This window comes from Dactylosporangium sp. CA-233914 (assembly GCF_050942935.1).
Classification (GTDB): Bacteria; Actinomycetota; Actinomycetes; order Mycobacteriales; family Micromonosporaceae; genus Dactylosporangium.
The window spans coordinates 8955353-8977921 of the sequence record NZ_CP192030.1; the positions used below are offsets into that span (position 1 = coordinate 8955353).

Here is a 22569-nt window from a genome sequence, read left to right on the forward strand (position 1 = left end):
ACCGGTTACAGGGATCGGGAGATCACGAGGCGCTGGATCTGGTTGGTACCCTCGAAGATCTGCAGCACCTTCGCCTCGCGCATGTAGCGCTCCACGGGGTGGTCGGACACGTAGCCGGCGCCGCCCAGAACCTGCACGGCGTCGGTGGTGACCCGCATGGCGGTGTCGGTGCAGAACAGCTTGGCCTTGGCCGCCTCCGCGGTGTGCGGCCGGCCGGCGTCGCGCAGGCGGGCGGCGGAAAGATACAGCGCCCGGGCGGCGGCGATCTGGGTGGCCATGTCGGCGAGCATGAACCCGACGCCCTGGAACTCGGCGATGGGCCGGCCGAACTGCTCGCGCTCGCGGGCGTAGGCGGCCGCGTAGTCCAGCGCGGCCTGGGACAGCCCGACCGCGCAGGCGGCGATGCCGAGCCGGCCGCCGTCCAGGGCGTTCAACGCGATCCTGAACCCGGACCCGGGCTCGCCGATGAGCCGGTCGGCGCCGACGACCGCGCCGTCGAACGCGACCTGGGCGACGGTCGAGGAGCGCAGGCCCATGGTCTTCTCCGGGGTCTGCGCCGCGATGCCAGGGGTGGCCGCGTCGGCGAGCAAGCACGAGATGCCCGACGCGCCCGGCCCGCCGGTGCGCACGAAGACGTCGTAGAAGTCGGCCTGGCCGGCATGGGTGATCCACGCCTTGGTGCCGGTGACGACGTAGCCGGCCGGGCCGAGCTCGGCGCGGGTCTTCAGGGCGGCCGCGTCGGAGCCGCTGTGCGGCTCGGAGAGGCAGTAGGCGCCGAGCAGCTCGCCACCGAGCATGTCGGGCAGGTGCTTCTTGCGCTGCACGTCGGTGCCGTGGGCGGCCAGCGGGTAGCAGGCGAGGCTGTGCACGGAGACGCCCTCGGCGACCGCGAGCCAGCGCGCCGCGATCTCCTCGAGGACCTGCAGGTAGAGCTCATACGGCACCCCGCCGCCGCCGAACTCCTCGGAGTAGGGCAGGCCGAGCAGCCCGGCGCGGCCGAGGAGCTTGAACAGCTCGCGGGGGAAGCGCCGCTGCGCCTCGTAATCGTCCACGCGCGGCGCCAGCTCCCCGTCGGCGATCTCGCGTACCAGCCCGACGAGGGCGGCGCCCTCCTCGCTCAGGAACGGACGGTCGACGCTCATGCCAGCCCCTCCCCTCCGCTCCGCTCCGGGACAGGCCTGAAACCCCTGCACTTCCGATGAGCGGCCACTCCGCTCCGCTCCGTACCGCTCAGACCAGCCCCTCCGCTCCGCTCCGGGACAGGCCTGAAACCCCTGCACTTCCGATGAGCGGCCACTCCGCTCCGCTCCGTACCGCTCATAGGATCACCAGCTCGGTGTCGATGGTGTTGAGCCGCTCGGCGCCGCTGGTGGTGCACACGACGATGTCCTCGATCCGGGCGCCGTGGCGGCCGGCGAGGTAGATGCCGGGCTCGATGGAGAAGGCCATGCCGGGCTCGAGCGGGGTGTCGTTGCCGGTCACGATGTAGGGGTCCTCGTGCCCGTCGAGGCCGATGCCGTGGCCGGTGCGGTGCAGGAAGTGCTCGCCGTGCCCGGCCCCGGCGATGCGGTCGCGGGCGGCGGCGTCGACGGACTCGCAGGTGACGCCGGGGCGCACGGCCGCGACCGCGGCGCGCTGGGCCTCGTGCAGCACGGCGTAGTAGGCGGCGAAGTCCGCGGGCGGCTCGCCGACGCAGTAGACGCGGGTGGAGTCGGAGCAGTAGCCGTCGGGCATCTTCCCGCCGATGTCGACCACGACCGGCTCACCCGCGCGGATCACCCGGTCGGAGACGCCGTGGTGCGGGCTGGCGCCGTTGGGCCCGGCGGCGACGATGGTGAACTCGACCGTGGCGTGCCCGGCCTCGCGGATGCCGGCGGCGATGTCCGCGGCCACCTCCGCCTCGGTCCGCCCCGGCCGCAGCCACTCCCCCATCCGCTCGTGCACGGCGTCGATGGCCCGGCCGGCCCGGCGTAGCGCCTCGATCTCGGCCGGGCTCTTGCGCAGCCGCAGGCCGCGCAGCACCGCCCCGGCCAGGGCCTGCTCGGCCTCCGGCAGCGCGTCGCGCAGGGCGAGCACCTGCTCGGCCCACATGCGGTCGCCGAGCCCGACGGTCTTGACCCGGCCGCCGAGCAGGTCGCGGACGATGCCAAACGGGTCCGTGCCGTCCGCGTGGTCGACCAGCCGGACTCCGACGGACTCCGCGGGTGAGGCCTCAGCCGCGGGGCGCTCCAGCCGCGGGACGATGAGGGTCGCCTCGCCGTCGGCCGGCAGCACAAGCAGCGTGAGCCGCTCCAGCGCGTGCGCGTCGTAGCCGGTCAGGTAGCGCAGGTCGGCGCTGGGCGAGATGAGCAGGGCGTCGAGGCCGGCCTCGGCGGCGGCCCGCCGGGCGGCCTCGAGGCGGTCCGGAGAGTACAACTCCACACACACAATCTTAACGGTCGTTTTGTTTTGCGTGCCCCACGGGGCCCGTGTGCGGGGCACGGGCCACCGGATGGGTGTCCGACAGCGGATCATGGCGTAGTCTGAGGGCGATAGTTGAGTAAGTAAGCTGTCAGTTGAGTAAGTAGAGAACGACTTCAACAACACCCCCTCGAACAAGGCCGCATCGAGGCTGTCGCCGAACCGAGATGAGCCACGCTTCCTCATGAGCCGCCCCAGCGCGCCGACGCCGAGCGAACGGGTCGCCGACCCGTTCGTCCACGAGGCGTTGCTCTATGAGGGCATCGTGGGCTTCCTCGACGGCACGATGAAGTTCATCTACGAGGGATTCTCCCTCGACGAGCCGACCGTCGTCGCCGCCACGCCACGCAACGTGACCCTGCTGCGGGAGCGGCTCGGCGCGTTCGCCGAGGGCGTCGAGTTCCTCGACCTGACCAGGTCCGGGCGCAACCCGGGCCGGATCATCCCGTGGGTGATCTGCCGGTTCATGGACGAGCACCCCGGCCGCCGGGTCCGCATCATCGGCCAGCCGATGTGGCCGGGCCGCACCGCCGAGGAGTATCCGGCCTGCGTGCAGCACGAGGCGATGATCAACGTGGCGCTGGCCGGGCGCGATGCGACCATCCTGTGCGCGTACGATCTCGCCCGCCTCGACCGGCGCACGATCGACGACGCGCACCGCACCCACCCGGTCATGCTCGACGACAACGGGCGCTACCCGAGCGGGACCTACGACCCCTACGGCGCCAACGACGACGCCAACGTGCCCCTCTCCGAGCCGCCGGCCGGGGCCACCACGCTGCGCTTCGAGCTGGAGAGCCTGGTCGAGGTGCGCCGCCGGGTCGCCGAGGCCGGGCTCGACGCCGGCCTGCCGCCGGAGCGGATCGTCGACCTGCAGAGCGCCGTCAACGAGCTGGCCACCAACAGCATCCAGCACGGTGGCGGGTCAGGGACCCTGCGCACCTGGCACGACACGACCCGCGTGGTCTGCGAGGTCCGCGACTTCGGCCACTTCACCGACGTGATGATCGGCCGCCTCCGCCCGCCGCACGGCCGGGGCCGCGGCCTGGTGATGGTGCACTACCTGGCCGACCTCGTGCAGCGACACGCCAGCCCGACCGGCACCACGGCACGCATACACGTGCTGCGCTGAGTAATCTGGGCCGGTGGACCGCCCCCTGCTGCTGATCGACTCCGCCAGCCTCTACTTCCGCGCGTACTTCGGCGTGCCCGAGGCCGCCGCGAAGGCCCCGGCCGGCACGCCGGTCAACGCCGTGCGCGGCTTCCTGGACATGCTCTCGACCCTCATCCGTGGCCGGCGCCCGGATCGGATGGTCTGCTGCCTCGACGAGAGCTGGCGCCCGGCGTGGCGGGTGGCGCTGCTGCCGTCGTACAAGGCGCACCGCCTCACCCCGGCCGGCGGCGAGGAGGTGCCCGACGCGCTCGCGGCGCAGGTGCCGGTGATCCTCGAGTTCCTCGCCGCGCTCGGCATCACCGCGGTCGGCGCGCCCGACTTCGAGGCCGACGACGTCATCGGCACCCTCGCCTACCGCGAGCCCGGCCCGGTCGAGGTGGCCACCGGTGACCGGGACCTGTTCCAGGTCATCGACGACGCCAAGCCCGTGCGGGTGCTCTACTGCGGGCGCGGCGTCGCCAAGCTCGAGGTGCTCGACGACGCCGGGCTGCACGGGAAGTACGGCGTGCCGGCGGCCGGCTACGCGGACCTCGCGGCCCTGCGCGGCGACCCGAGCGACGGCCTGCCCGGCGTCGCCGGCGTCGGGGAGAAGACCGCAGCCCGGCTCGTGGACCGCTACGGCGGCCTCGACGCGATCCTGGCCGCGCTGGACGACCCGGCGTCGGGCTTCGCGCCGGGCCTGCGGGCGAAGCTGATCGCCGGCCGGGAATACCTCGCCCGCGCCCGCGAGGTCGTCGCCGTCTCCCGCGCCGTGCCGCTGGCGAATCTGGAGACCAAGCTGCCGTCCGCGCCGGCCGACCCCGACGCGCTCATCGCCCTGGCGGAGCGCTGGGGCCTGGCCGGCGCCACGAAGCGGATCATCGACGCACTGGCCGCGAACTGAGTCGCGAACGCCCCTCAGCCCGAGACCCGCACGGGGTCGACGCGCCAGATCAGGTCGCAGTAGTCGCGGACGGTCCGGTCGGAGGAGAAGAAGCCGCACCGGGCCGCGTTCAGCATCGACATGCGCGCCCAGGCGTCCTGGTCCCGCCACGCCTGCTCGACGCGCTCCTGGCACTGCAGATACGACCGGTAGTCGGCGAGCGCGAGGTACTCGTCGCGGCCGAGCATCGCCTCGACCACGGGCGCGAACAGGGTCCGGTCGCCCTTGGCGAAGACGCCGTGCGCGATCGTGTCGATGGCCGCGCGCAGCTCGGGGTCGCTCTCGTAGTACGACCGCGGGTTGTAGTGCTGGCGCAAGTCGGTGGCCTGCCGCGCGTCGAGGCCGAACAGGAAGAAGTTCTCCGGCCCCACCCGCTCGCGGATCTCGATGTTCGCCCCGTCGAGGGTGCCGATCGTGACCGCCCCGTTGAGCGCGAGCTTCATGTTGCCGGTGCCCGACGCCTCCTTGCCGGCGAGGGAGATCTGCTCGGACACGTCGGCGGCCGGGATGATCACCTGCGCCCGGGTGACGTTGTAGTCCGGCAGGAGCACGACCTTGAGGTGCCGTGAGACCACCGGGTCGGTGTTGACCGCGTCCGCGACGGCGTTGACGAGCCGGATCAGCAGCTTCATCGCGTGGTACCCCGGCGCCGCCTTGCCGCCGAACAGCACCGTGCGGGGCACGACGTCGAGGTCCGGGTTGTCCCGGATCCGGTTGAACAGCGTGATGACGTGCAGCAGCTTCAAATGCTGCCGTTTGTACTCGTGGAAGCGCTTGATCATCACGTCGCACAGCGCGCCGGGGTCGATCACCACCCCGGTCGACTTCTCCACCAGCGCCGCGAGGTCGGTCTTGTTGGCCCGCTTCACCTCGCGCCACCGCCCCAGGAACCCCGGGTCGTCGGCCGCGTTCACGAGCCCGTCGAGCCGGTCGAGGTCGGTGAGCCACCGCTCGTCGCCGAGCCGCTCGCTGATGAGGCCGGACAGGCGCGGGTTGGCCATGCGCACGAACCGCCGGGGCGTGACGCCGTTGGTGACGTTGTGGAACTTCTGCGGCCACAGCTCGGCGAAGTCGTGCAGCGTCGTCTCGGTGAGCAGCTTCGTGTGCAGTTCGGCGACGCCGTTGACGGCGGTGGAGCCGACGACCGCCAGGTGCGCCATCCGCACCCGCTTCTCCGGCTCCTCCTGGATGATCGACAGCCGGCGGAGGCGGTCCGGGTCGCCCGGGTACGTCGCCGCGACCTCCTGCAGGAAGAAGTAGTTGATCGCGTAGATGATCTCCATGTGCCGGGGCAGCAGCCGCTCCAGCAGCGCCACCGGCCAGGTCTCCAGCGCCTCGGGCAGCAGCGTGTGGCAGGTGTAGTTGAACGTGCGCCGGGTGATCGACCACGCCAGGTCCCAGTCCAGCCGGTACTCGTCGACCAGCAGCCGCATCAGCTCGGTGACGGCCATGACCGGGTGCGTGTCGTTGAGCTGGATCACGACCTTCGCCGGGAACGCGTCCCAGCCGGAGTTGCGCAGGCGGTATCGGCGGATGATGTCGCGCAGGGAGCACGCGACGAGGAAGTACTGCTGCTTCAGGCGCAGCTCACGCCCCTGCTCGGTGCTGTCGTCGGGATACAGCACCTTGGAGATGTTCTCGGCGGCCGTGATGTCCTCGACGGCCTCCTTGTACTGCCCGGCACCGAAGCGCGACAGGTCGAACGACTCGCGGCTGGCCCGCGCCTGCCACAGGCGGACGATGTTGACGGTCTGCGTGCCGTATCCCGGCACGAGCATGTGGCTGGGCTCCCCCCGCACCGTCTCGCCGGGCGTCCACTGCCGCCGCAGCCCGCTGGGGTCGTCGAGCGCGGGCGCGGTGGTGCCGTAGAACCCGATCACCTGCCGATCGTCCGGCGCCGGGAACTCCCACGGGTTGCCGTAGAACGTCCAGTCGTCGGGCCGCTCGACCTGCGCCCCGTCGCGGAACGCCTGCTTGAAGATCCCGAACTCGTACCGGATGCCGTAACCGACCGCCGGAATGTCCAGCGTGGCCATGGAGTCGAGCAGGCACGCGGCGAGCCGCCCGAGCCCGCCGTTGCCCAGCCCCGGCTCGACGTCGAACGCCTCCAGGTCCTCCAGGCCGGCCCCGAGCCGCTGCGCGATCGGCCGCGCGAACCGCTCGGTGTCGGTGTAGAGCAGGTTCTGCCGCAGCTGCCGCCCGAACAGGTACTCGGCCGAGAGGTAGTACACGAACCGGGGGTTGGCCTCGTAGTGCGCGGCGGCCGTGCGGGCATAGCGTTCGACGAGCCGGTCCCGCACGGTGAGCGCGAGCGTCTGGTATCCGTCGGAGCCGCTGGCCGACTCCAGGGTCGTGCCGCGTTGGAAGTACAGGTTGCTGATGAGATCCTGTTCGAACTCCTCGAGCGTGCTACCAACGGAGCGCATCCTGGGGCGAGGCCGGGCGTCTTCGGTCACCGACCAAGTATCCCGCGCCCCAGCACCCGATCGCGTGAATTCACCCGCTCTGTCAGCTGTCCAGCCGGGCAACCGGCGTTTCACCAGAGTTCGGCCGGCCCGCCGATCCCTGTCCGGCGCCGCCCCGCGAAGCCGGGCTTCGTACCGCCACCTGGAGCGCTGACCGGTCGACGCCGGCCCACCACGGCGGCAAGCACGCATCGCCCGGCGACGCAAGCGTTCGCGCCGCCGCCCGGAACGGCAATCGCCGGGCCGCAACGGGCTCGATACCCACCCATGCCGGCCCACCACGGCGACAGGCGCGCACGGAAAGCCCCGCCACGCACCCACGCATGCTCTCGGCCCCGCCCAACGAATAGTCCGACATTTACGGCACCGTGGCACGTCCTACATATCGCGCCAATACTGAAATGACGGAAATGACCGCGGGACCATAACTCGGCTCGCCAATATCCCTTACCGTATTTCATACCCCGACAGGCGAAAAATCCGATATGCCGGCAGCGAAGCGGCGCGAAGCGCCCGGCATATCGGACAAGCCCGAAACGACCAGCGACCGGTCCCGAAACATCGGGTACCGGTCGCGTAGGACGCACATGGCGGCGAGGCCGCCGCGGGGGCTACTTGTTGTTGCGCATGCGGCGGGCGTCGGCGATGCCGTTGGCCGCGCGGGCCGCGAAGGCCTGGCCCGGCGCCTTGCCGCCCTGCGTCGGGGAGCCGCCACCCAGCGTGCCGCCACTCGCGGCCGAGCCGCCGCCGAAGACCGGGCCCGACGCGGCGCGGATGGCCTGGCCGGCGGCGATCTTGTCGCGGACGGCGGCCGCCTCGGCCTGTTCGCGCTCCGACGGGACCGCCATCACGGCGCTGGCCAGGGCGATCACCACGACCAGGACGAACAGCACGATCGGGGCCAGGAACCAGTTCACGTCGACGCCGTGGACGGCCTCGCCGGTGTGGCCGAGGTGGACCTCCATCGCGTACATGCCGGTGTAGTGCATGCCGCAGACCGCGACGCCCATGACCGCCGCGGCGGCGACCGTGGCGATCATGCCGCGCACGACCAGGGTGAACCACAGGGCGACGGTGGCGGCGACGATCGCGATGACGTACGAGGCGATGTAGAGGTTGGTCTTGTACTCGAACGTGCCGTTGACGTTCATCGCGTTCATGCCCGTGTAGTGCATGAACGCGACCGACACGCCGGTGATCGGACCGCCGACGAGGACCTTCCACAGCTTCGGCTGGCCCAGGCCCACGATGAACAGGCCCACGCCGACGGTGATGACGGCGATGAAGAAGCTCGCGATGGTGATCGGCACGTCGAAGCGCAGCGGGCTGTCCTGGACGCTGAAGCCGACCATGGCCATGAAATGCATGACCCAGATGCCGGTGCCGCCGATCGACCAGGCGGCCAGCACCAGCAGCCAGGCGCGGCGGCGGGTGTCCGTGGCGATGCGGGCCCGGGCCGTGCTCACCAGTCCCAGCAGGGAGCCCAGGAATGACATGGCGAAGGCGAAGATCGGTGTGATCGCGCCGTACGTGAAATGGTGCAGCTGACCCACTGTGCCCTCCAACCGGTGCCACGGCGAAAAGCATCATTGCGGATCCGAACGTTTTTTTCTAATCCGCATCACCCGCGGGAACGGAAAAATCGCTCGGTAGTCATCCCATGACGCTGTATGCCAGGACGCCGCGTGTCACGGCGGTCATCGCCTGGCGGGCGGTGCGGCGGACCGGTTCGGGCGCGCCGGCGGCGTCGGCGAGCTGGCCGAGCAGGTCGAGGACCTGGCGTGACCAGCGCACGAAGTCGCCGGCGGGCATGTCGCCCTCAAGGCCGTGGACGCTGCCGAGCACCTTGGTGAGCGACTCGCCGCGGGCCCAGCGGTACATCGGCCAGACGAAGCCGAGATCTAGCTCACGGGTCAGCGACAGGCCGCGCGAGTCCTCGTCCTCGCGCAGGTCGGCCCACAGCTTGAGGGTCGCGTCGATCGCGTCGTTGATCTCTCCCCGGGGTACGGACGCCCGGTCTTCCGCTTCTCGCCTCGCCTCGTAGACCAGAACGCTGGCCGCGGCGGCGAGCTCCGCCGGGCCGAGCTTGTCCCACAGCCCGCGGCGCAGGCACTCGGCGACGAGCAGGTCGGTCTCGGACCAGATCCGGGCGAGCATGCGGCCCGCGTCGCTGACCCCGCCGGCCTCGGTGAGGTATCCGCGGTCGGTGAGCAGCCCGCAGACGCGGTCGAAGGTGCGCGCGAGGGAGCCCGTGCGGCTCGCGACCTTGCCCCGCAGGCCCTCGGTGTCGCGCTCCAGGCGCCAGCGCCGCTCGGCCCAGCGGGCGTGCTCCTCGCGCTCGGGGCAGCGGTGGCAGGGGTGGCGGCGCAGCGACGCGCGCAGCGAGTCCAGCTCGTGGTCGTCGGCGGCGGCACTGTTGCGGGCCCGGCCGGCCTGGCCGCGCTCGGGTGGGGCGAACTCGACCCGGCGCAGCTGGGCGGCGAGGTCGCGGCGGTCCTGGGCGGAGCGGTAGTTGAACTGGCGCGGCACCCGGACCCGGCCGAGCGGCTCGACGGGGGCGGTGAAGTCGGCGCCGGAGATGCGCCCGGCCCAGCGGTCCTCGGTGAGCACCAGCGGGCGCGGCTCGCCGAAGCCGCCGGTGCCGGGGTCGATGACGATCGCCAGGCCCGAGCGGCGCCCCGCGGGGACGCGGATGACGTCGCCCGCGCGCAGGCGCTCCAGGGACTCCAGGGCCGCCGCGCGGCGCTGCTGGACGCCCTGGCGGGCGATGGCCTTCTCACGCTCGGCGATGGCGACCCGGATGGAGAAGTACTGCTCGAAGTCGCCGAGGTGGCAGGCCATCTCCCCGGCGTAGGTGTCCATGGTCTCGGTGTTGCGCTGCACCTGCCGGGCCAGGCCGACCACCGAGCGGTCCGCCTGGAACTGCGCGAACGAGCTCTCCAGCAGCTCGCGCGCTTCCGCGAAGCCGACGCTGCCGACGAGGTTGACGGCCATGTTGTACGACGGGCGGAAGCTCGACTTCAGCGGATACGTGCGGGTGGAGGCGAGCCCGGCGACGTGCCGCGGGTCGACCTCCGGCGCCCACACCACGACGGCGTGGCCCTCCACGTCGATGCCGCGCCGGCCGGCCCGGCCCGTCAGCTGCGTGTACTCCCCCGGGGTCAGGTCGACGTGGGCCTCGCCGTTGAACTTGACCAGCCGCTCCAGCACCACGCAGCGGGCCGGCATGTTGATGCCCAGCGCCAGGGTCTCGGTCGCGAACACGGCCTTGACCAGCCCGCGCACGAACAGCTCCTCGACGACCTCCTTGAACGCGGGCAGCATGCCGGCGTGGTGGGCCGCGAGGCCGCGCTCGAGGCCGTCGAGCCACTCCCAGTATCCCAGGACCTGCAGATCCTCGCTCGGGATGTGCTTGGTGCGCTCCTCGACGATGGTGCGGATCTCCGCGCGCTCGTCGGGGCCGGTCAGCCGCAGCCCGGCGGCGAGGCACTGCTGGACGGCGGCGTCGCAGCCGGCCCGGCTGAAGATGAACAGGATCGCCGGCAGCAGCCCCTCACGGTCGAGCCGCTCGACGATCTCCGGGCGGTAGGGCCCGCTCCAGCGGCCGCGTTTGCCGCGGCGCAGGTCGCCGCCGGCCAGCTCGACGCGCCGCAGCATCTCGCGGTGGTACCGCAGCAGCTCCGGATGCACGTCGTGCTTCTGCGCCGCCTCCGCGTCGTGGAACAGGTCGAACATCCGCTTGCCGACGAGCATGTGCTGCCACAGCGGCACCGGCCGGTGCTCGCTCACCACGACCGACGTCTCGCCCCGCACGGTGACGAGCCAGTCAGCGAACTCCTCGGCGTTGGAGACGGTCGCCGAGAGCGACACGAGCGTCACCGACTCGGGCAGGTGGATGATCACCTCTTCCCAGACCGCGCCACGGAACCGGTCGGCGAGGTAGTGCACCTCGTCCATCACGACATACGACAGGCCGTGCAGGGTCGCGGAGCCGGCGTAGAGCATGTTGCGCAGCACCTCGGTGGTCATCACCACCACGGGCGCGTCGCCGTTGATCGCGTTGTCCCCGGTGAGCAGCCCGACCCGCTCGACGCCGTGGCGCTGGACGAGGTCGTTGTACTTCTGGTTGGACAGCGCCTTGATCGGCGTCGTGTAGAAGCACTTGCGCCCCTGCTCCAGCGCCAGGTGCACCGCGAACTCACCGACGACGGTCTTGCCCGCGCCGGTCGGGGCGCACACCAGCACGCCCGTGCCGCGCTCCAGGGCCGCGCAGGCCTCGGCCTGGAACGGGTCGAGGTCGAACTCGAGCCCGTCGGCGAAATCGGTGAGCGCCGGGTGCTTCGAGGCGCTGTCGGCCCGCTCACGGGCCGCCGCGTAGCGGTCGGCGGGGCTGGATCCAAACTCCTCGGTACCGCTCACGCTCCCAAGGCTAGGCGAAAGATGCCCGGATCCGCTCATGGGTATCGTGCTGGCGTGCCGGAAAGCGATGAGTCACTCACCTCCCGACGGACGATCGAGGCGGTGCTGCTGGACTTCCACGGGACACTTGCGCAGGTCGAGGACCCGGTCCGCTGGGTGACCCTGGCCGCGCAGAGCATCGGCACGACCCTCGACCGGGGCCGGGCGACCGTCCTCGCCGACCGGCTCACCACGGCCGGCCGGGCCGGTGGGCCGAAGCCGCACCGGGTGCCGGCCCACCTGGCCGAGGTGTGGGCCGACCGGGACCTCTCGGCCGACGCCCACCGCGCCTGCTACACCGGCCTCGCCGCCACGGTCGACGAATCGCTGGCCACGGCGCTGTACGACCGGCTGCTGGTCGCCGACGGCTGGGAGCTCTACGCCGACACGGTCCCCACGCTGCGGGCCCTGCGCGCGGCCGGCGTGCCGGTGGCGGTGGTGAGCAACATCGGCTTCGACCTGCGCGCCCTCGCCGCCGACCTGGGCTTCGCCGACCTGGTCGACGAGTTCGTCCTGTCCTACGAGTTCGGGCGCACCAAGCCGGACCCGGCGATCTTCTGGAAGGCGTGCGCGGCCCTGCGCGTCGACCCGGAGCGCGCCCTCATGGTCGGCGACACCCCCGCGGACGCGGGCGCGGCGGCGGCCGGCTGCAGTGTCCTTGTCCTCCCGGAGAGTGAACCGGGCAAGGTACATGGCCTCGGGGGCATCCTGCGTCTGCTTTGAGACACGGTTGGATTCCCCCCGCATCGGGAAACAGTGTCGCAACACCGGCTCTGCGCTTGTCGCGCCGTTCCCCCGCGACGACAGTGCAAGGAAACGACAAAGCTATTCTTGCGGAGGTACGTCATGCCGTTGAACCGCTGGGACCCCACGAGCGCTCTGGCCCGACTGGAGCAGGACATGAGCAACGCCGCGCACCACGCCCACTCCGCCCGGCTGAGCACCGCGACCGACGGCGACGACCTGGTCATCACGGTCGAGGGCGTCGACCCCTCGCACGTGCACGTCCAGGTCGGCGGCGGCCGCCTCACCATCAAGGGCGCGAGCGGCGGCAGCACCTCGGAAAGCCACGACGCGGCCGGCGCGCACTTCTCGTCCTCGTCGTCCAGCTCGTCCTCGTTCAGCCGCAGCTTCTCGATCCCGGACGGCGTGGAGCAGTCCGACATTTCGACCGAGCCCTCGGCCAACGGCGTGAAGGTCCGCATCCGCAACGCCGCCTAGGTTTCCGCGCGGATAAGTCACGACTCCTGACGGAGTCACGACTTATCCGACTTATACATTGTTTCCGGGCAATTCAGGCGTCGGGGACGCATTACGCTTCCGCTCCCCGACGCCCGCCAGCTCATGAGAACGCCGCAAGCTCCGCAAATGCCGCGAGCGTCCGGCGAGGCGAAACGCGCAAGTGCCGCAGTACGTGTAAGCACGAGCCGATCGAGGACGGGCGGGCGCCGCCGGTTAGGCCGCCAGGGTGAGGGCGGCCGGGACGCAGGTGATCGTCACCGGGAGCGGGCAGATCCGCTCGCCGTCGGCGTACGCGGTGACGCCGGCGCCGGCCAGCTCCACGACCTTGGCGCGGTGGGTGGTGACGCGGCGGTCGTACACGTGCGTGCCCTTGAGCACCTTCGGGCGCAGCCGCATGAGGGTGAGGCGGCCGAGCGGCTCGGCCACGACAACGTCGAGGAGGCCATCTGTCGGGTCGGCACCTGGAACAATCCGGAAACCGCCGCCGTAGCTCTCGGTGTTGCCGACCGCGACGAGCACGGAGTCGAACTCGGTGGCGGTGCCGTCGAGGGTCATCCGGTATCGCCGCGGCTTGAGCGCCAGGAGTTCCTCGACGATCGCGCGGTTGTACCGTTGCGGACCCCGCGGCCACCGTATCCGGTTGGCCCGCTCGTTGACGAAGGCGTCGAACCCGGCCGCCAGCACCGCCCCGAACCATGCGCTCGTGCCGTCGCCGCCCTCGAGCCGGGCGAGGTCGATCGCGCGCCGGCGCCCGTCGCGCAGCGCGTCGGCCACCACACCGGCTGCGGCCACGGGCGAGCCGGGCAGCCCGAGCCGCACCGCGAAGTCGTTGCCGGTCCCGGCCGGCACGATCCCGAACGGCACCCCGGTCCCGGCGACGGCCTGCAGCCCGAGGTGTACGGTCCCGTCCCCGCCCATGGCCACAATCGCCCCGCACCCGTCCCGGACCGCGGCGTGCGCCCGCTGCCGCACCTCGCCCGCGCTGTCCCCGCCGAGCACCTCGACGACGGCCCCGTCGGCGCGCAGCCGCTCCACGACCGCGGGCAGCAACGCGGCGCGCCGCCCCTTGCCGGCAGCGGGATTGGCGAGCAGCGCGATGTTCACGGCGCAGACTGTAAACGTTCAACCATGCCGTGAGCGACCAGCCGCGCCCCGACGCGACAAGCCGGGCGCTCGCACCACAGCCCGAAGCGGCCGTCGACACAGACGTGGCCATCAGCGATACCGCCGGGCGTCCCCGGCGTCGAAGGTGAAGCCCGTGACGCCGGCACGCGTGGCGATGATCCCGGCCAGCGGGCGATACTTCGCATGTCGGATTTATCTCCTGGCGCGATATAAATCCGATACGAGAAGAACGGCAGATCAAGATCTCGCCTCGACGCGGCGGCACTCTGGCGTTCGGACCTGCCGCGCCGCGGGCGGGCCGGCGCAGGGGCGGGCCGGGGCAGAGGCGGGCCGGCGCAGAGGCGGGCCGGCGCAGAGGCGGGCCGGCGCAGAGGCGGGCCGGCGCAGAGGCGGGCCGGCGCAGAGGCGGGCCGGCGCAGAGGCGGGCCGGCGCAGGGGCGGGTCGCGCCAGGCAGACGGGCGCGGGCAGGGTCAGGGCCGGTCACGCCAGGCGGGCCGACCGACACAGGGGGCTTCCCAAGAGAGATCGACAGCGTCAAGATCGCGTCTCGACGCTTGGACCTGCCGGGCCGCGGGCGTGCGACAGGTGGACAGGCACAGTTGGACCTGCCGCGCACGGGGGCGCGGCCCGCGAGGTCGGTGCAGTTGGGCGCTCCAGGTCCGGACACGGAGTGGTCGGACCAGGAGACCGGGACAGGCAGGCCGGCCGACACAGGCAGGCCGGCCGACACAGGCGGGCTTCCCAAGAGAGATCGGCAGCGTCAAGATCGCGTCTCGACGCTTGGACCTGCCGGGCCGCGGGCGTGCGACAGGTGGACAGGCACAGTTGGACCTGCCGCGCACGGGGGCGTGGCGCGCGAGGTCGGTGCGGTTGGGTGCGCTATGGCCGGGCACGGAGTGGTCGGACCTGGAGGCCGGGAACGGGCCGGCGCCCCTGGCCTGCGAGGCCAGGGGCGCCGGATCAACGCGGACCGTGCTTACGTGATGTCGTCGAAGCGGCTGTCCAGCGGGCGCGGGCGCTCCACCGGGGTCGGAGACGCCACCGGGGTCGGGGCGTCGACCGGGTCGTAGCCCTCGATCGGGCTCGCCCCCTCGACCGGCTCGACATCGTAGTCCAGCGAGGAGACCTCGTCGTCGCCGATGCCCGCGTAGGACGGGCGGTTGCGGTTCCGGCGCTTGTCGTTGACCAGGGCGAAGATGACCGCCCCGAAGTACAGCACCGACATGCACAGGGCCAGGAACGTCATGCCGAACGGGTCGGCCGTCGGGGTGGCGACGGCGGCGAACACGAAGAAGACGAACACCGCGATGCGCCACCAGCCCAGCAGCCGCTTACCCGTGGCGATGCCGGCGATATTGGCCAGCATGATGCCCAATGGGAACTCGAAGGCGACGCCGAAGACGAGCATCATGCCGGTGACGAAGTCGACGTACGCCATCGCCTCCAGCAAAAGCGACGTCGACGGTGGCATGAAGTTGATGAGAAACTCCAGGCCCTTCGAGACCACGATGAACGCCAGCACCGCGCCGGCCGCGAAGAGCGGGGCGGCGAGGCCGGCGAACACGTAGGCCCACTTACGCTCGCTGCGGTGCAGGCCGGGGGCGACGAACGCCCACAGCTGGTACATCCAGAACGGCGAGGACAGGATCAAGCCGGCGTACAGCGAAATCTTCAGTGTCAGCAGCAGCGGGTCCGTCACCTTGAGCGCGACGAACTGACATTGCCAGCCCGCGGGCAGGTCGCCGTTGTTGGCCTGGCGGACCTGCTTCTCGGACAGCAAACAATACGGATCCTGCAGGATGTGCAGGATGTAAGTGTGCAGCAGGTAGCCGACGATGAGGCCGAGGACGATCGCGATGGACGCCCGGAAGAGCCTGGTCCGGAGCTCCCGCAGATGCTCCAAGAGGGTCATGGAACCCTCTGCGGCGCGCTCGAAGTTCGACGGCTGCTTGTCCCGCCGCCGTGCGAGGATGCTCACGACCCGAGCGCGCCTCAGCGCTCGCGAGCGTGGTCAACCGGGTCGACGCGCGGGGACGGCGACGGCTGGTTGTCCGCGATCTCGCCCTGCAGCGGCTGACGGCCCGACTGCGCCTCGGCCTTGGCGTCGACGTCGTCGTCCGCGAGACCCTTGGTCTCGGCCTTGATGATCCGCATCGAGCGGCCGAGCGAACGCGCCGCGTCGGGCAGGCGCTTCGCGCCGAACAGCAGGATCAGCACCACCACCAGAACGATGATGTGCCACGGCCTAACTGCACCCATGTGAAGCCACCTCACTGTATTCGAGCTGCCTCGCCCATCGTACTGACCGTTGACGGGTGAGGGCAGAGGCCGGGTTAGCTGAAAAGGGTCCAACCGCTGAAGTCTTGACGAGTGTTGACGCTCGTCCACCTGATCGTCAACCACCTGAGCGGACAAAGGTGCGGTTTGCCCTGGTTAATCCGCAAAGTTGGTTAACTGTTCTCTACGGACGGCTGGCGGGACGACTGCGCGGCCTGCATCGCCTCGAGCTGCGGAATCATCTGCTCGACCGTGTGCTGCAGGGCGGCCAGACGCGGTTCGACCCGGCGCTGCCCGTCCTCCAGGCGCGCCTGCATCGCCCGCGCGGCGTTGTCGAACTCGCGCAGCCGGCTCATGACGCTCAGCGCGACGACGACCAGGACGATGAGCGCGAGCACGACGAGACCGCCCGAGATCCACCACAGCACGTGATCGACCTTAATGCACGTAGGCGGCGAGCGCCGCGTTCGCCTCGGCCGCGACCGCCTCGGCGAGTTGCGCCGGGGCGACCACGGTGACCTCGGCGCCGAGGCCCAGCACGAACCGCCGGGCCCAGTCCAGATCGGACGCGCGCAGGGAGACCGTCCAGTGCTCGCCGGGGCCGCGCTCGACCGTCTCGCACGGATACTGCTCGGTGATCCACCGCGCGCCCCGCCCGACCCGCAGGGTCACCAGCGGCAGATCCGGCGTCGGGGTGAACAGGCTGCCGGTGCGCGTGTCGGTGGGGCGCGCCTGCCGGGGCACCTGCGCGGGCTCGTCGAGCTCGGTGGAGGCGTCGATGCGGTCGACGCGGAAGAGCCGGACCGCCTGCGCGCGGCGGCACCACGCCTCCAGATACGCCCAGCGGCCCACGACGAGCATGCGCATCGGGTCGACGATGCGCTCGGTGGTCTCGTCGCGGGTGGCCGTGTAATACGTGATCCGCAGGGCCCGGCGCCGGTCGACGGCGCCGCGCAGCTCCTCCAGGCGGTCGGTGTCGCCGGGCCGGTGGACCGCCACGGGCGCGTCGGCCAGGTCGCCGGCCGCGTGCTCGATCTTGGCCAGGGCCCGGTGGACGCCGTCGCCGGCGGTCACGCCCGGGGTCTCGGCGAGCATCCGCAGCGCCACGATGAGCGCGAGCGCCTCGTCGGGCGTGAGGCGCAGCGGACGGTCGATCCCGGCGTCGTAGGTCAGCGTCACGCTGTCGCCCACGAACGCCATGTCGATGAGGTCGCCTGGGCCGTATCCCGGCAGGCCGCACAGCCACAGCAGCTCGAGGTCCTCGCGCAGCTGCCGGCCGGTGATGCCCTGATCGGCGGCGGCCTCGGCGATGGTGATGCCGGGGCGGGCCTGCAGATAGGGCACCAGGTTGAGCAGGCGGCCCAGCCGGTCCGCGGAGTTCGTCACGCCGGCACCCCGATCTGCGCCCGGGCGCCCGCCGGATCGTAGGCGGCCGCGATGGCCCGCAGCCGGCGCACGACCTCGTCGCGCACCTCGGGCGGGTCGAGGACGAGCAGATCCGCTCCGTACCCCACCAGCCAGCTCGCGAACAGCTCCGCGTCGGAGTAGCTCAGCGTGAGCCGGTCGCCGTCGGGCCCCGGCACGCACTGCTCGGCCCAGCGCCGTACTCCCGCGACCTTGCCCTTCTTCACCAGCACCGTCGCGCGCCCGGTCCGCTCCACCGGCCCGCTGGAGCGCGCGACCTTGGCGATCAGGTCCGTCTTCGGCGGCTCATACGCCCCGCGGCGACCGCTGCGCCGCACCCCGCTGACGATCCGGGAGAGCCGGAAGCAGCGCTCGGCGCGGCGGTCGAGATCGTGGCCGACCACATACCACCGGCCGCGCCAGCACACCACGCCCCACGGCTGCAGCCGCCGCACCCCGGCGCTGTCGCGCTCGGGCACCTCGTAGGAGAACGTCACCGCCTGCCGGTCGCGCACCGCCGCCGTGAGCGGCTCGAACGCCGGGTCCACGGTCACCACCGCCTCGACCCCGAGCGTCGCGTGCGGGTCGACGTCGATGCCGCCCGCGCGCAGCTTCGCCAGCCCCGACGACGCCGCCGCGGCCAGCCCGGTCTGCTGCCACAGCCGCGCCGCGATGCCGACGGCCGCCGCCTCGTCGGGGGCGAGCGGGATGTCGGGCAGCGCATACTCCCGCCGGGCGATGCGGTAGCCCTGCTCGTTGTCGAAGATGCTGGCGGTGCCCATCTCCAGCGGCACGCCGAGCTCGCGCAGCTCCGCCTTGTCGCGCTCGAACTTGCGCTGGAACGCCTCGTGGTCGCGCTCGTCGTTGGGATCGTGCTCGTAGCCGGGGACGATCGCGGCGATCTGCTCGGCGGTCAGGAAACGGCGCGTAGCGAGCAGGCAGATCACCAAATTCACCAGGCGCTCGGTTCGAATCCGCGACACGGAGCGAACCTACCAGCCCGAACGCCTGTTCTGCGCCATCCACGCGGTGAGCGTTCACACCGTCACCACGGCAGCGCGCTGTGTCGCTGCGTTACTGTGTGCGCCGTGATCCGCTGGCGCTGGGGAACCGTCGAAGCCGTCCGCCGCGAGTGGCGCGGCTGCGTCGAGCTCGACGTCACCGTCGAGCGGCGAAGGGCGGAAGATCCGGATTTCGTACGCGCACTGGCCTACCCCGCGCTGGTGGGCGCCCCGCGGCCGGGCGACCGCGTCCTGCTCAACCTCAACGCGCTCGCCCTCGGCCTCGGCACGGGCGGATACGCGCTCGTCGTGGCCGTACCGGACCGGCTGCCCGAGGACGTGGACGTCCCCGGGCACGTGGTCAAGGCGAGGTACACCCCGCTGCAGTCCATCGTCCTGGCCGCCGACGAGGAGGCCTCTCCCCTGCGCGCGGCTCTGGCCGGCGCCACCGATCTGGGCGGCATGCCGGTCGTGGTCGCGGACCTGCACTCGGCGCTGCCGGCGATCCTGGCGGGCGCGCTGGCGGTGTCGCCCGACCTGCGCGTGGCGTACGTGATGAGCGACGGCGGGGCGCTGCCGGCCTGGTTCTCCCGCACCCTGGACGCCCTGGACCCGCTGCTCGCGGGGACGGTGACGACGGGCCAGGCGTTCGGCGGCGACCTGGAGTCCACGAATGTGCACAGCGGCCTGCTGGCGGCCCGCCACGGCCTGCGGGCGGACCTGGCGGTGGTGACGCAGGGCCCGGGGAATCTCGGCACCGGTACGAGCTGGGGCTTCTCGGGTGTGGCGGCCGGCGAGGCGGTGAACGCGGTCGCGGCCCTGGGCGGCCACCCGGTCGCGGCCCCGCGCATCTCGGACGCCGACCCCCGCCCCCGCCACCGGGGCGTGTCCCACCACAGTGTGACGGCGTTCGGCCGGGTCGCCCTGGCCCCGGCGGAGCTGGTCATGCCCGCGGACCTGCCGGCGGATCTCGCCGAGGGGGTCCGCACGGCGCTCGCCGCCCTGTGCCCGCCCCACACCCTGGTCGAGGTCCCGTCGGCCGATCTGGAGCCCGCACTGATGGCGCTGCCGGTGAAACTGTCGACGATGGGCCGGGGCTTCACCGAGGACCGCGCCTACTTCCTGTCGGCCGCCGCCGCGGGCCGCCGGGCCGCCGGGATCGCCGGCCGATAGATCACGCCCTGGCCAGGGCCGTGTTCGCCACCGAGCGCAGCTGCGGCAGGTGGTCGGCCTCCGGGGCCGCGGCCACCACCAGGTACACGGCCACGATGGCCTTGCCCCGCCGGGTCAGCAGCGTCTTCGACCGGTCGCTCAGCGCCGCCTCGCCCACGCCCCCGACCGTCTCCAGCGACGCGATCGTCGTCCACAGCTTCTGGGCCTGGCCCGCGTCGGGGAAGGTCAGCGCGACCACCGTCACCTGGTCGCCCGCCGCGCTGCCGAACGGGCACATGCGCGCGTGGGCGTTCAGCCCGAGGGTCTGCACCGCCTGGCCGTACTGGGCGACCGCCGCGGCCCCGTCGCCCTGGCTCGCGGTGACCGGCAGGCCGGTCGCCTGCTGGATCTGGGCGGGCGCGATGAGGCCCTGGCAGCCGTCGGAGTTGACGAGCGGCGGCAGGCTCGGGGACGGCAGCGGCTGCGGCGACGCCTCCGGGGCCGTGGTCGGGCCGGCCGGGAGCGGGTTGCGCTTGGCGCCGTCGTCGGTGCAGGCCGGCAACAGCACCACAGCCGCGGCCGCGAGCAGGCCCAACCGCCTCACGCGTAGATCACGATCAGGACGAACGCCGCGATGATGACGATCAGGATCGTGGCCAGCAGCCAGGTGGGATACTTCGGGCCGACGGTCCGGTTGCGCTCGACCTCCTCGCGGATGCGCTGCAGCCGCCGGCCGAACCGGTTGGTGGCCGGGCGGTCCGGGTTGAAGTCGGCTTCGAGCTTCTTCGGCCTCGGGGGCGGCTGGTCCGGCAACTCATCCATAGCGCGGCCAGCGTAATCCCCCGGGGCCCGCACGTCACATGCTGGCGATGAGCCGATCGACGCGCTCGTCGTAGGCGCGGAACGGGTCCTTGCACAGGACGGTGCGCTGCGCCTGGTCGTTGAGCTTCAGGTGGACCCAGTCGACGGTGAAGTCCCGGCGGCGCTCCTGGGCGTGGCGGATGAACTCGCCGCGCAGGCGGGCCCGCGTGGTCTGCGGCGGGGTCTCCTTGGCCTCGAAGATCTCCAGGTCGGTGGCGACGCGGTCGACGGAGCCGCGCTTCTCCAGCAGGCCGTAGAGGCCGCGGCCGCGGCGCAGGTCGTGGTAGGCGAGGTCCATCTGCGCCACCCGGGGGTGGGACAGGGGCAGGTCGTGCTTGGCCTGGTATCGCTCGATGAGGCCCAGCTTCGTGACCCAGTCGACCTCGCGCTCGACGTCCTTGTGGTTGCCGGTCTCCACGGCATTGAGCACCCGGCCCCACAGGTCCATGACCCGCTTGGTGGCCGCGTCGGCGCCCCGGCGGTCCAGGAACTCGGTGGCCTTGTCGAAGTACTCCTGCTGGATCTCCAGCGCCGAGATCTCCTTGCCGTTGGCCAGCCGGACGCGGCGGCGGCCGGTGATGTCGTGCGAGACCTCGCGGATCGCCCGGATCGGGTTCTCCAGGGTGAGGTCGCGCATGGCGACGCCGGCCTCGATCATGCGCAGCACGATGTCGGCGGTGCCGACCTTGAGCAGCGTCGTGACCTCGTTCATGTTCGAGTCGCCGACGATGACGTGCAGGCGGCGGTAGCGCTCGGCGTCGGCGTGCGGCTCGTCGCGGGTGTTGATGATCGGGCGGGACCGCGTGGTCGCCGAGCTCACACCCTCCCAGATGTGCTCCGCGCGCTGGGAGAGGCAGTACACGGCGCCGCGCGGGGTCTGCAGCACCTTGCCCGCGCCGCAGATGAGCTGGCGGGTGACGAGGAACGGGATCAGGATGTCGGCGAGGCGGCCGAACTCGCCGTGCCGGCTGACCAGGTAGTTCTCGTGGCAGCCGTACGAGTTGCCGGCGGAGTCGGTGTTGTTCTTGAACAGGTAGATCTCGCCCGCGATGCCCTCGTCGTGCAGCCGGCGCTCGGCGTCGACCAGCAGCCCTTCGAGGATGCGCTCGCCGGCCCGGTCGTGGACGACCAGGTCGGGCACCGAGTCGCATTCGGGCGTCGCGTATTCCGGGTGGGAGCCCACATCCAGGTAGAGGCGCGCGCCATTGCGCAGGAAGACGTTGCTGGAACGGCCCCACGACACGACGCGCCGGAACAGATAGCGGGCGACCTCGTCCGGCGACAGGCGGCGCTGTCCCCGGTAGGTGCACGTGACCCCGTATTCGGTCTCAAGGCCGAAAATTCGCCGGTCCATGTACAGACATTAGCCGCCTGAACGCCGATTCGAACCTATTGGGAGCGGAGACTTTCCGTATACCCCTGGCAGGTGGCGAAGTCGGGCAGAGCGCCCGAGTCGAGCAGCTGGGCCAGCGAGGGCGCCGCGGCGTCGCGGGCGGACAGCTGCGGCTCGTCCGCCGGCCAGACGATGGCCAGGTCCGGGTCGAGGGGGTGAATGCCGTGCTCGCCGGTCGGGTTGAAGGTCTCCGACACCATGTAGGTGAGGGTGGCGTCATCCGTGAGCGCGCAGAATCCGTGACCGAGGCCCTCCGCGACGTACACCGCCTTGCGCTCGACGTCGTCGAGCTGCACGCCCTCCCAGCGCCCGAATGTCGGGGATCCGACGCGGATGTCCACCACGACGTCCAGGACCGCCCCGCGGGTGCAGGTGAGGTACTTGGCCTGCCCCGGCGGCACGTCGGCGAAGTGGATGCCGCGCACCACGCCGCGCGAGGACACCGACAGGTTGCCCTGGGCCAGGCGCAGCGGGTGCCCGACCTCGGCGGCGAGGTGGTCGAAGCGGTAGAACTCGGTGAACAGGCCGCGAGGGTCCCCGTGCAGCACGGGCGTGATCTCCCAGGCGCCGTCGATCGAGAGCTGTCGGATCTTCACGTGCGCGGCTCCGTAGCGTGTCGGTCGGGGTAGGCGCC

At 71.7% G+C, this 22569-nt stretch carries 19 protein-coding genes and 2 pseudogenes; 5 read left to right on the forward strand and 16 right to left on the reverse strand.

The window, feature by feature from the left end:
- Window positions 1-5 precede the first annotated feature (5 nt).
- Both ACQPY0_RS40080 and ACQPY0_RS40085 read right to left on the reverse strand, forming a co-directional pair.
- Window positions 6-1142, reverse strand: a complete 1137-nt coding sequence (locus ACQPY0_RS40080) for an acyl-CoA dehydrogenase family protein (RefSeq protein ID WP_432973248.1) — start codon at window positions 1140-1142, stop codon at window positions 6-8.
- Between the two features lie 175 nt (window positions 1143-1317).
- Window positions 1318-2421, reverse strand: coding sequence for a M24 family metallopeptidase (locus tag ACQPY0_RS40085; protein ID WP_432973251.1), 1104 nt, complete (start codon window positions 2419-2421; stop codon window positions 1318-1320).
- 223 nt (window positions 2422-2644) lie between these two features.
- On the opposite strand from ACQPY0_RS40085, the gene ACQPY0_RS40090 reads away from it, so the two are divergent.
- On the forward strand, window positions 2645-3592 hold the full coding sequence (locus tag ACQPY0_RS40090) for an anti-sigma factor RsbA family regulatory protein (RefSeq protein WP_432973254.1): 948 nt from the start codon (window positions 2645-2647) through the stop codon (window positions 3590-3592).
- Window positions 3593-3605: 13 nt separating this feature from the next.
- Window positions 3606-4517: a 5'-3' exonuclease gene (locus ACQPY0_RS40095; RefSeq protein WP_432973257.1), complete on the forward strand. Its 912-nt coding sequence runs from the start codon at window positions 3606-3608 to the stop codon at window positions 4515-4517.
- A gap of 14 nt (window positions 4518-4531) precedes the next feature.
- Here ACQPY0_RS40095 and ACQPY0_RS40100 read toward each other — a convergent pair whose 3' ends face one another.
- From ACQPY0_RS40100 to ACQPY0_RS40115, 4 genes and pseudogenes are all read right to left on the reverse strand, one after another.
- A complete protein-coding gene (locus ACQPY0_RS40100) occupies window positions 4532-7012 on the reverse strand; it encodes a glycogen/starch/alpha-glucan phosphorylase (RefSeq protein WP_432973260.1) in 2481 nt (826 codons plus the stop codon).
- A 620-nt stretch (window positions 7013-7632) separates the two neighbouring features.
- Window positions 7633-8574, reverse strand: a complete 942-nt coding sequence (locus ACQPY0_RS40105; protein ID WP_432973263.1) for an MHYT domain-containing protein — start codon at window positions 8572-8574, stop codon at window positions 7633-7635.
- 100 nt (window positions 8575-8674) lie between these two features.
- A pseudogene (locus ACQPY0_RS40110) lies at window positions 8675-9415 on the reverse strand (DEAD/DEAH box helicase); the annotation flags it as partial.
- A 77-nt stretch (window positions 9416-9492) separates the two neighbouring features.
- Window positions 9493-11440, reverse strand: a pseudogene (locus ACQPY0_RS40115) (DEAD/DEAH box helicase); the annotation flags it as partial.
- Between the two features lie 21 nt (window positions 11441-11461).
- Here ACQPY0_RS40115 and ACQPY0_RS40120 point away from each other — a divergent pair.
- Entirely contained in the window at window positions 11462-12202 is a 741-nt protein-coding gene (locus ACQPY0_RS40120) for an HAD family hydrolase (protein ID WP_432973266.1), read from the forward strand.
- A gap of 123 nt (window positions 12203-12325) precedes the next feature.
- Window positions 12326-12700 carry an Hsp20/alpha crystallin family protein gene (locus tag ACQPY0_RS40125; RefSeq protein ID WP_432973268.1) on the forward strand — a complete coding sequence of 125 codons (375 nt, stop codon included), beginning with the start codon at window positions 12326-12328 and terminating at the stop codon, window positions 12698-12700.
- A gap of 234 nt (window positions 12701-12934) precedes the next feature.
- On the opposite strand, the gene ACQPY0_RS40130 is transcribed toward ACQPY0_RS40125, so the two are convergent.
- From ACQPY0_RS40130 to ACQPY0_RS40155, 6 genes are all read right to left on the reverse strand, one after another.
- Window positions 12935-13825: a diacylglycerol kinase gene (locus tag ACQPY0_RS40130; protein WP_432973271.1), complete on the reverse strand. Its 891-nt coding sequence runs from the start codon at window positions 13823-13825 to the stop codon at window positions 12935-12937.
- Window positions 13826-14823: 998 nt separating this feature from the next.
- Window positions 14824-15759 carry a twin-arginine translocase subunit TatC gene (tatC, locus tag ACQPY0_RS40135; protein WP_432995554.1) on the reverse strand — a complete coding sequence of 312 codons (936 nt, stop codon included), beginning with the start codon at window positions 15757-15759 and terminating at the stop codon, window positions 14824-14826.
- 80 nt (window positions 15760-15839) lie between these two features.
- The gene (tatA, locus tag ACQPY0_RS40140; protein ID WP_432973274.1) at window positions 15840-16106 is read right to left on the reverse strand and encodes a Sec-independent protein translocase subunit TatA; all 267 of its coding nucleotides are present in this window, start codon (window positions 16104-16106) and stop codon (window positions 15840-15842) included.
- 191 nt (window positions 16107-16297) lie between these two features.
- Complete coding sequence (locus tag ACQPY0_RS40145; RefSeq protein WP_432973277.1) at window positions 16298-16552, reverse strand: hypothetical protein; 255 nt, start codon at window positions 16550-16552, stop codon at window positions 16298-16300.
- A 10-nt stretch (window positions 16553-16562) separates the two neighbouring features.
- The gene (locus tag ACQPY0_RS40150) at window positions 16563-17510 is read right to left on the reverse strand and encodes a helix-turn-helix transcriptional regulator (RefSeq protein WP_432973280.1); all 948 of its coding nucleotides are present in this window, start codon (window positions 17508-17510) and stop codon (window positions 16563-16565) included.
- On the reverse strand, window positions 17507-18511 hold the full coding sequence (locus ACQPY0_RS40155) for a helix-turn-helix transcriptional regulator (protein WP_432973283.1): 1005 nt from the start codon (window positions 18509-18511) through the stop codon (window positions 17507-17509). Before ACQPY0_RS40155 ends, ACQPY0_RS40150 begins: the two co-directional genes overlap by 4 nt.
- 105 nt (window positions 18512-18616) lie before the next feature.
- Here ACQPY0_RS40155 and ACQPY0_RS40160 point away from each other — a divergent pair, with 105 nt between their 5' ends.
- Window positions 18617-19702 (forward strand): DUF3866 family protein, encoded by a 1086-nt coding sequence (locus ACQPY0_RS40160; protein ID WP_432973286.1) that lies wholly within the window; start codon window positions 18617-18619, stop codon window positions 19700-19702.
- Between the two features lies 1 nt (window position 19703).
- Here the strand turns inward: ACQPY0_RS40160 and ACQPY0_RS40165 are convergent, their stop codons facing one another.
- From ACQPY0_RS40165 to ACQPY0_RS40180, 4 genes are read right to left on the reverse strand one after another with little or no spacing between them, the layout of a single operon-like run.
- Window positions 19704-20285: a hypothetical protein gene (locus tag ACQPY0_RS40165; RefSeq protein WP_432973289.1), complete on the reverse strand. Its 582-nt coding sequence runs from the start codon at window positions 20283-20285 to the stop codon at window positions 19704-19706.
- On the reverse strand, window positions 20282-20503 hold the full coding sequence (locus ACQPY0_RS40170) for a hypothetical protein (RefSeq protein WP_432973292.1): 222 nt from the start codon (window positions 20501-20503) through the stop codon (window positions 20282-20284). The genes ACQPY0_RS40165 and ACQPY0_RS40170 overlap by 4 nt, the downstream gene beginning before the upstream one ends.
- Before the next feature lie 34 nt (window positions 20504-20537).
- Entirely contained in the window at window positions 20538-21896 is a 1359-nt protein-coding gene (gene pafA / locus ACQPY0_RS40175; RefSeq protein WP_432973295.1) for a Pup--protein ligase, read from the reverse strand.
- 35 nt (window positions 21897-21931) lie between these two features.
- Complete coding sequence (locus ACQPY0_RS40180) at window positions 21932-22531, reverse strand: dTDP-4-dehydrorhamnose 3,5-epimerase family protein (protein WP_432973298.1); 600 nt, start codon at window positions 22529-22531, stop codon at window positions 21932-21934.
- Window positions 22532-22569 lie beyond the last annotated feature (38 nt).

Bases quoted from the DNA above. Each gene is read 5' to 3' on its own strand.
- ACQPY0_RS40080 (WP_432973248.1), bottom strand. From the start codon at position 1,142: ATGAGCGTCGACCGTCCGTTCCTGAGCGAGGAGGGCGCCGCCCTCGTC.
- ACQPY0_RS40090 (WP_432973254.1), top strand. From the start codon at position 2,645: ATGAGCCGCCCCAGCGCGCCGACGCCGAGCGAACGGGTCGCCGACCCG.
- ACQPY0_RS40120 (WP_432973266.1), top strand. From the start codon at position 11,462: ATGCCCGGATCCGCTCATGGGTATCGTGCTGGCGTGCCGGAAAGCGAT.
- ACQPY0_RS40125 (WP_432973268.1), top strand. From the start codon at position 12,326: ATGCCGTTGAACCGCTGGGACCCCACGAGCGCTCTGGCCCGACTGGAG.
- tatC (WP_432995554.1), bottom strand. From the start codon at position 15,759: ATGACCCTCTTGGAGCATCTGCGGGAGCTCCGGACCAGGCTCTTCCGG.
- tatA (WP_432973274.1), bottom strand. From the start codon at position 16,106: ATGGGTGCAGTTAGGCCGTGGCACATCATCGTTCTGGTGGTGGTGCTG.
- ACQPY0_RS40170 (WP_432973292.1), bottom strand. From the start codon at position 20,503: ATGGATGAGTTGCCGGACCAGCCGCCCCCGAGGCCGAAGAAGCTCGAA.
- pafA (WP_432973295.1), bottom strand. From the start codon at position 21,896: ATGGACCGGCGAATTTTCGGCCTTGAGACCGAATACGGGGTCACGTGC.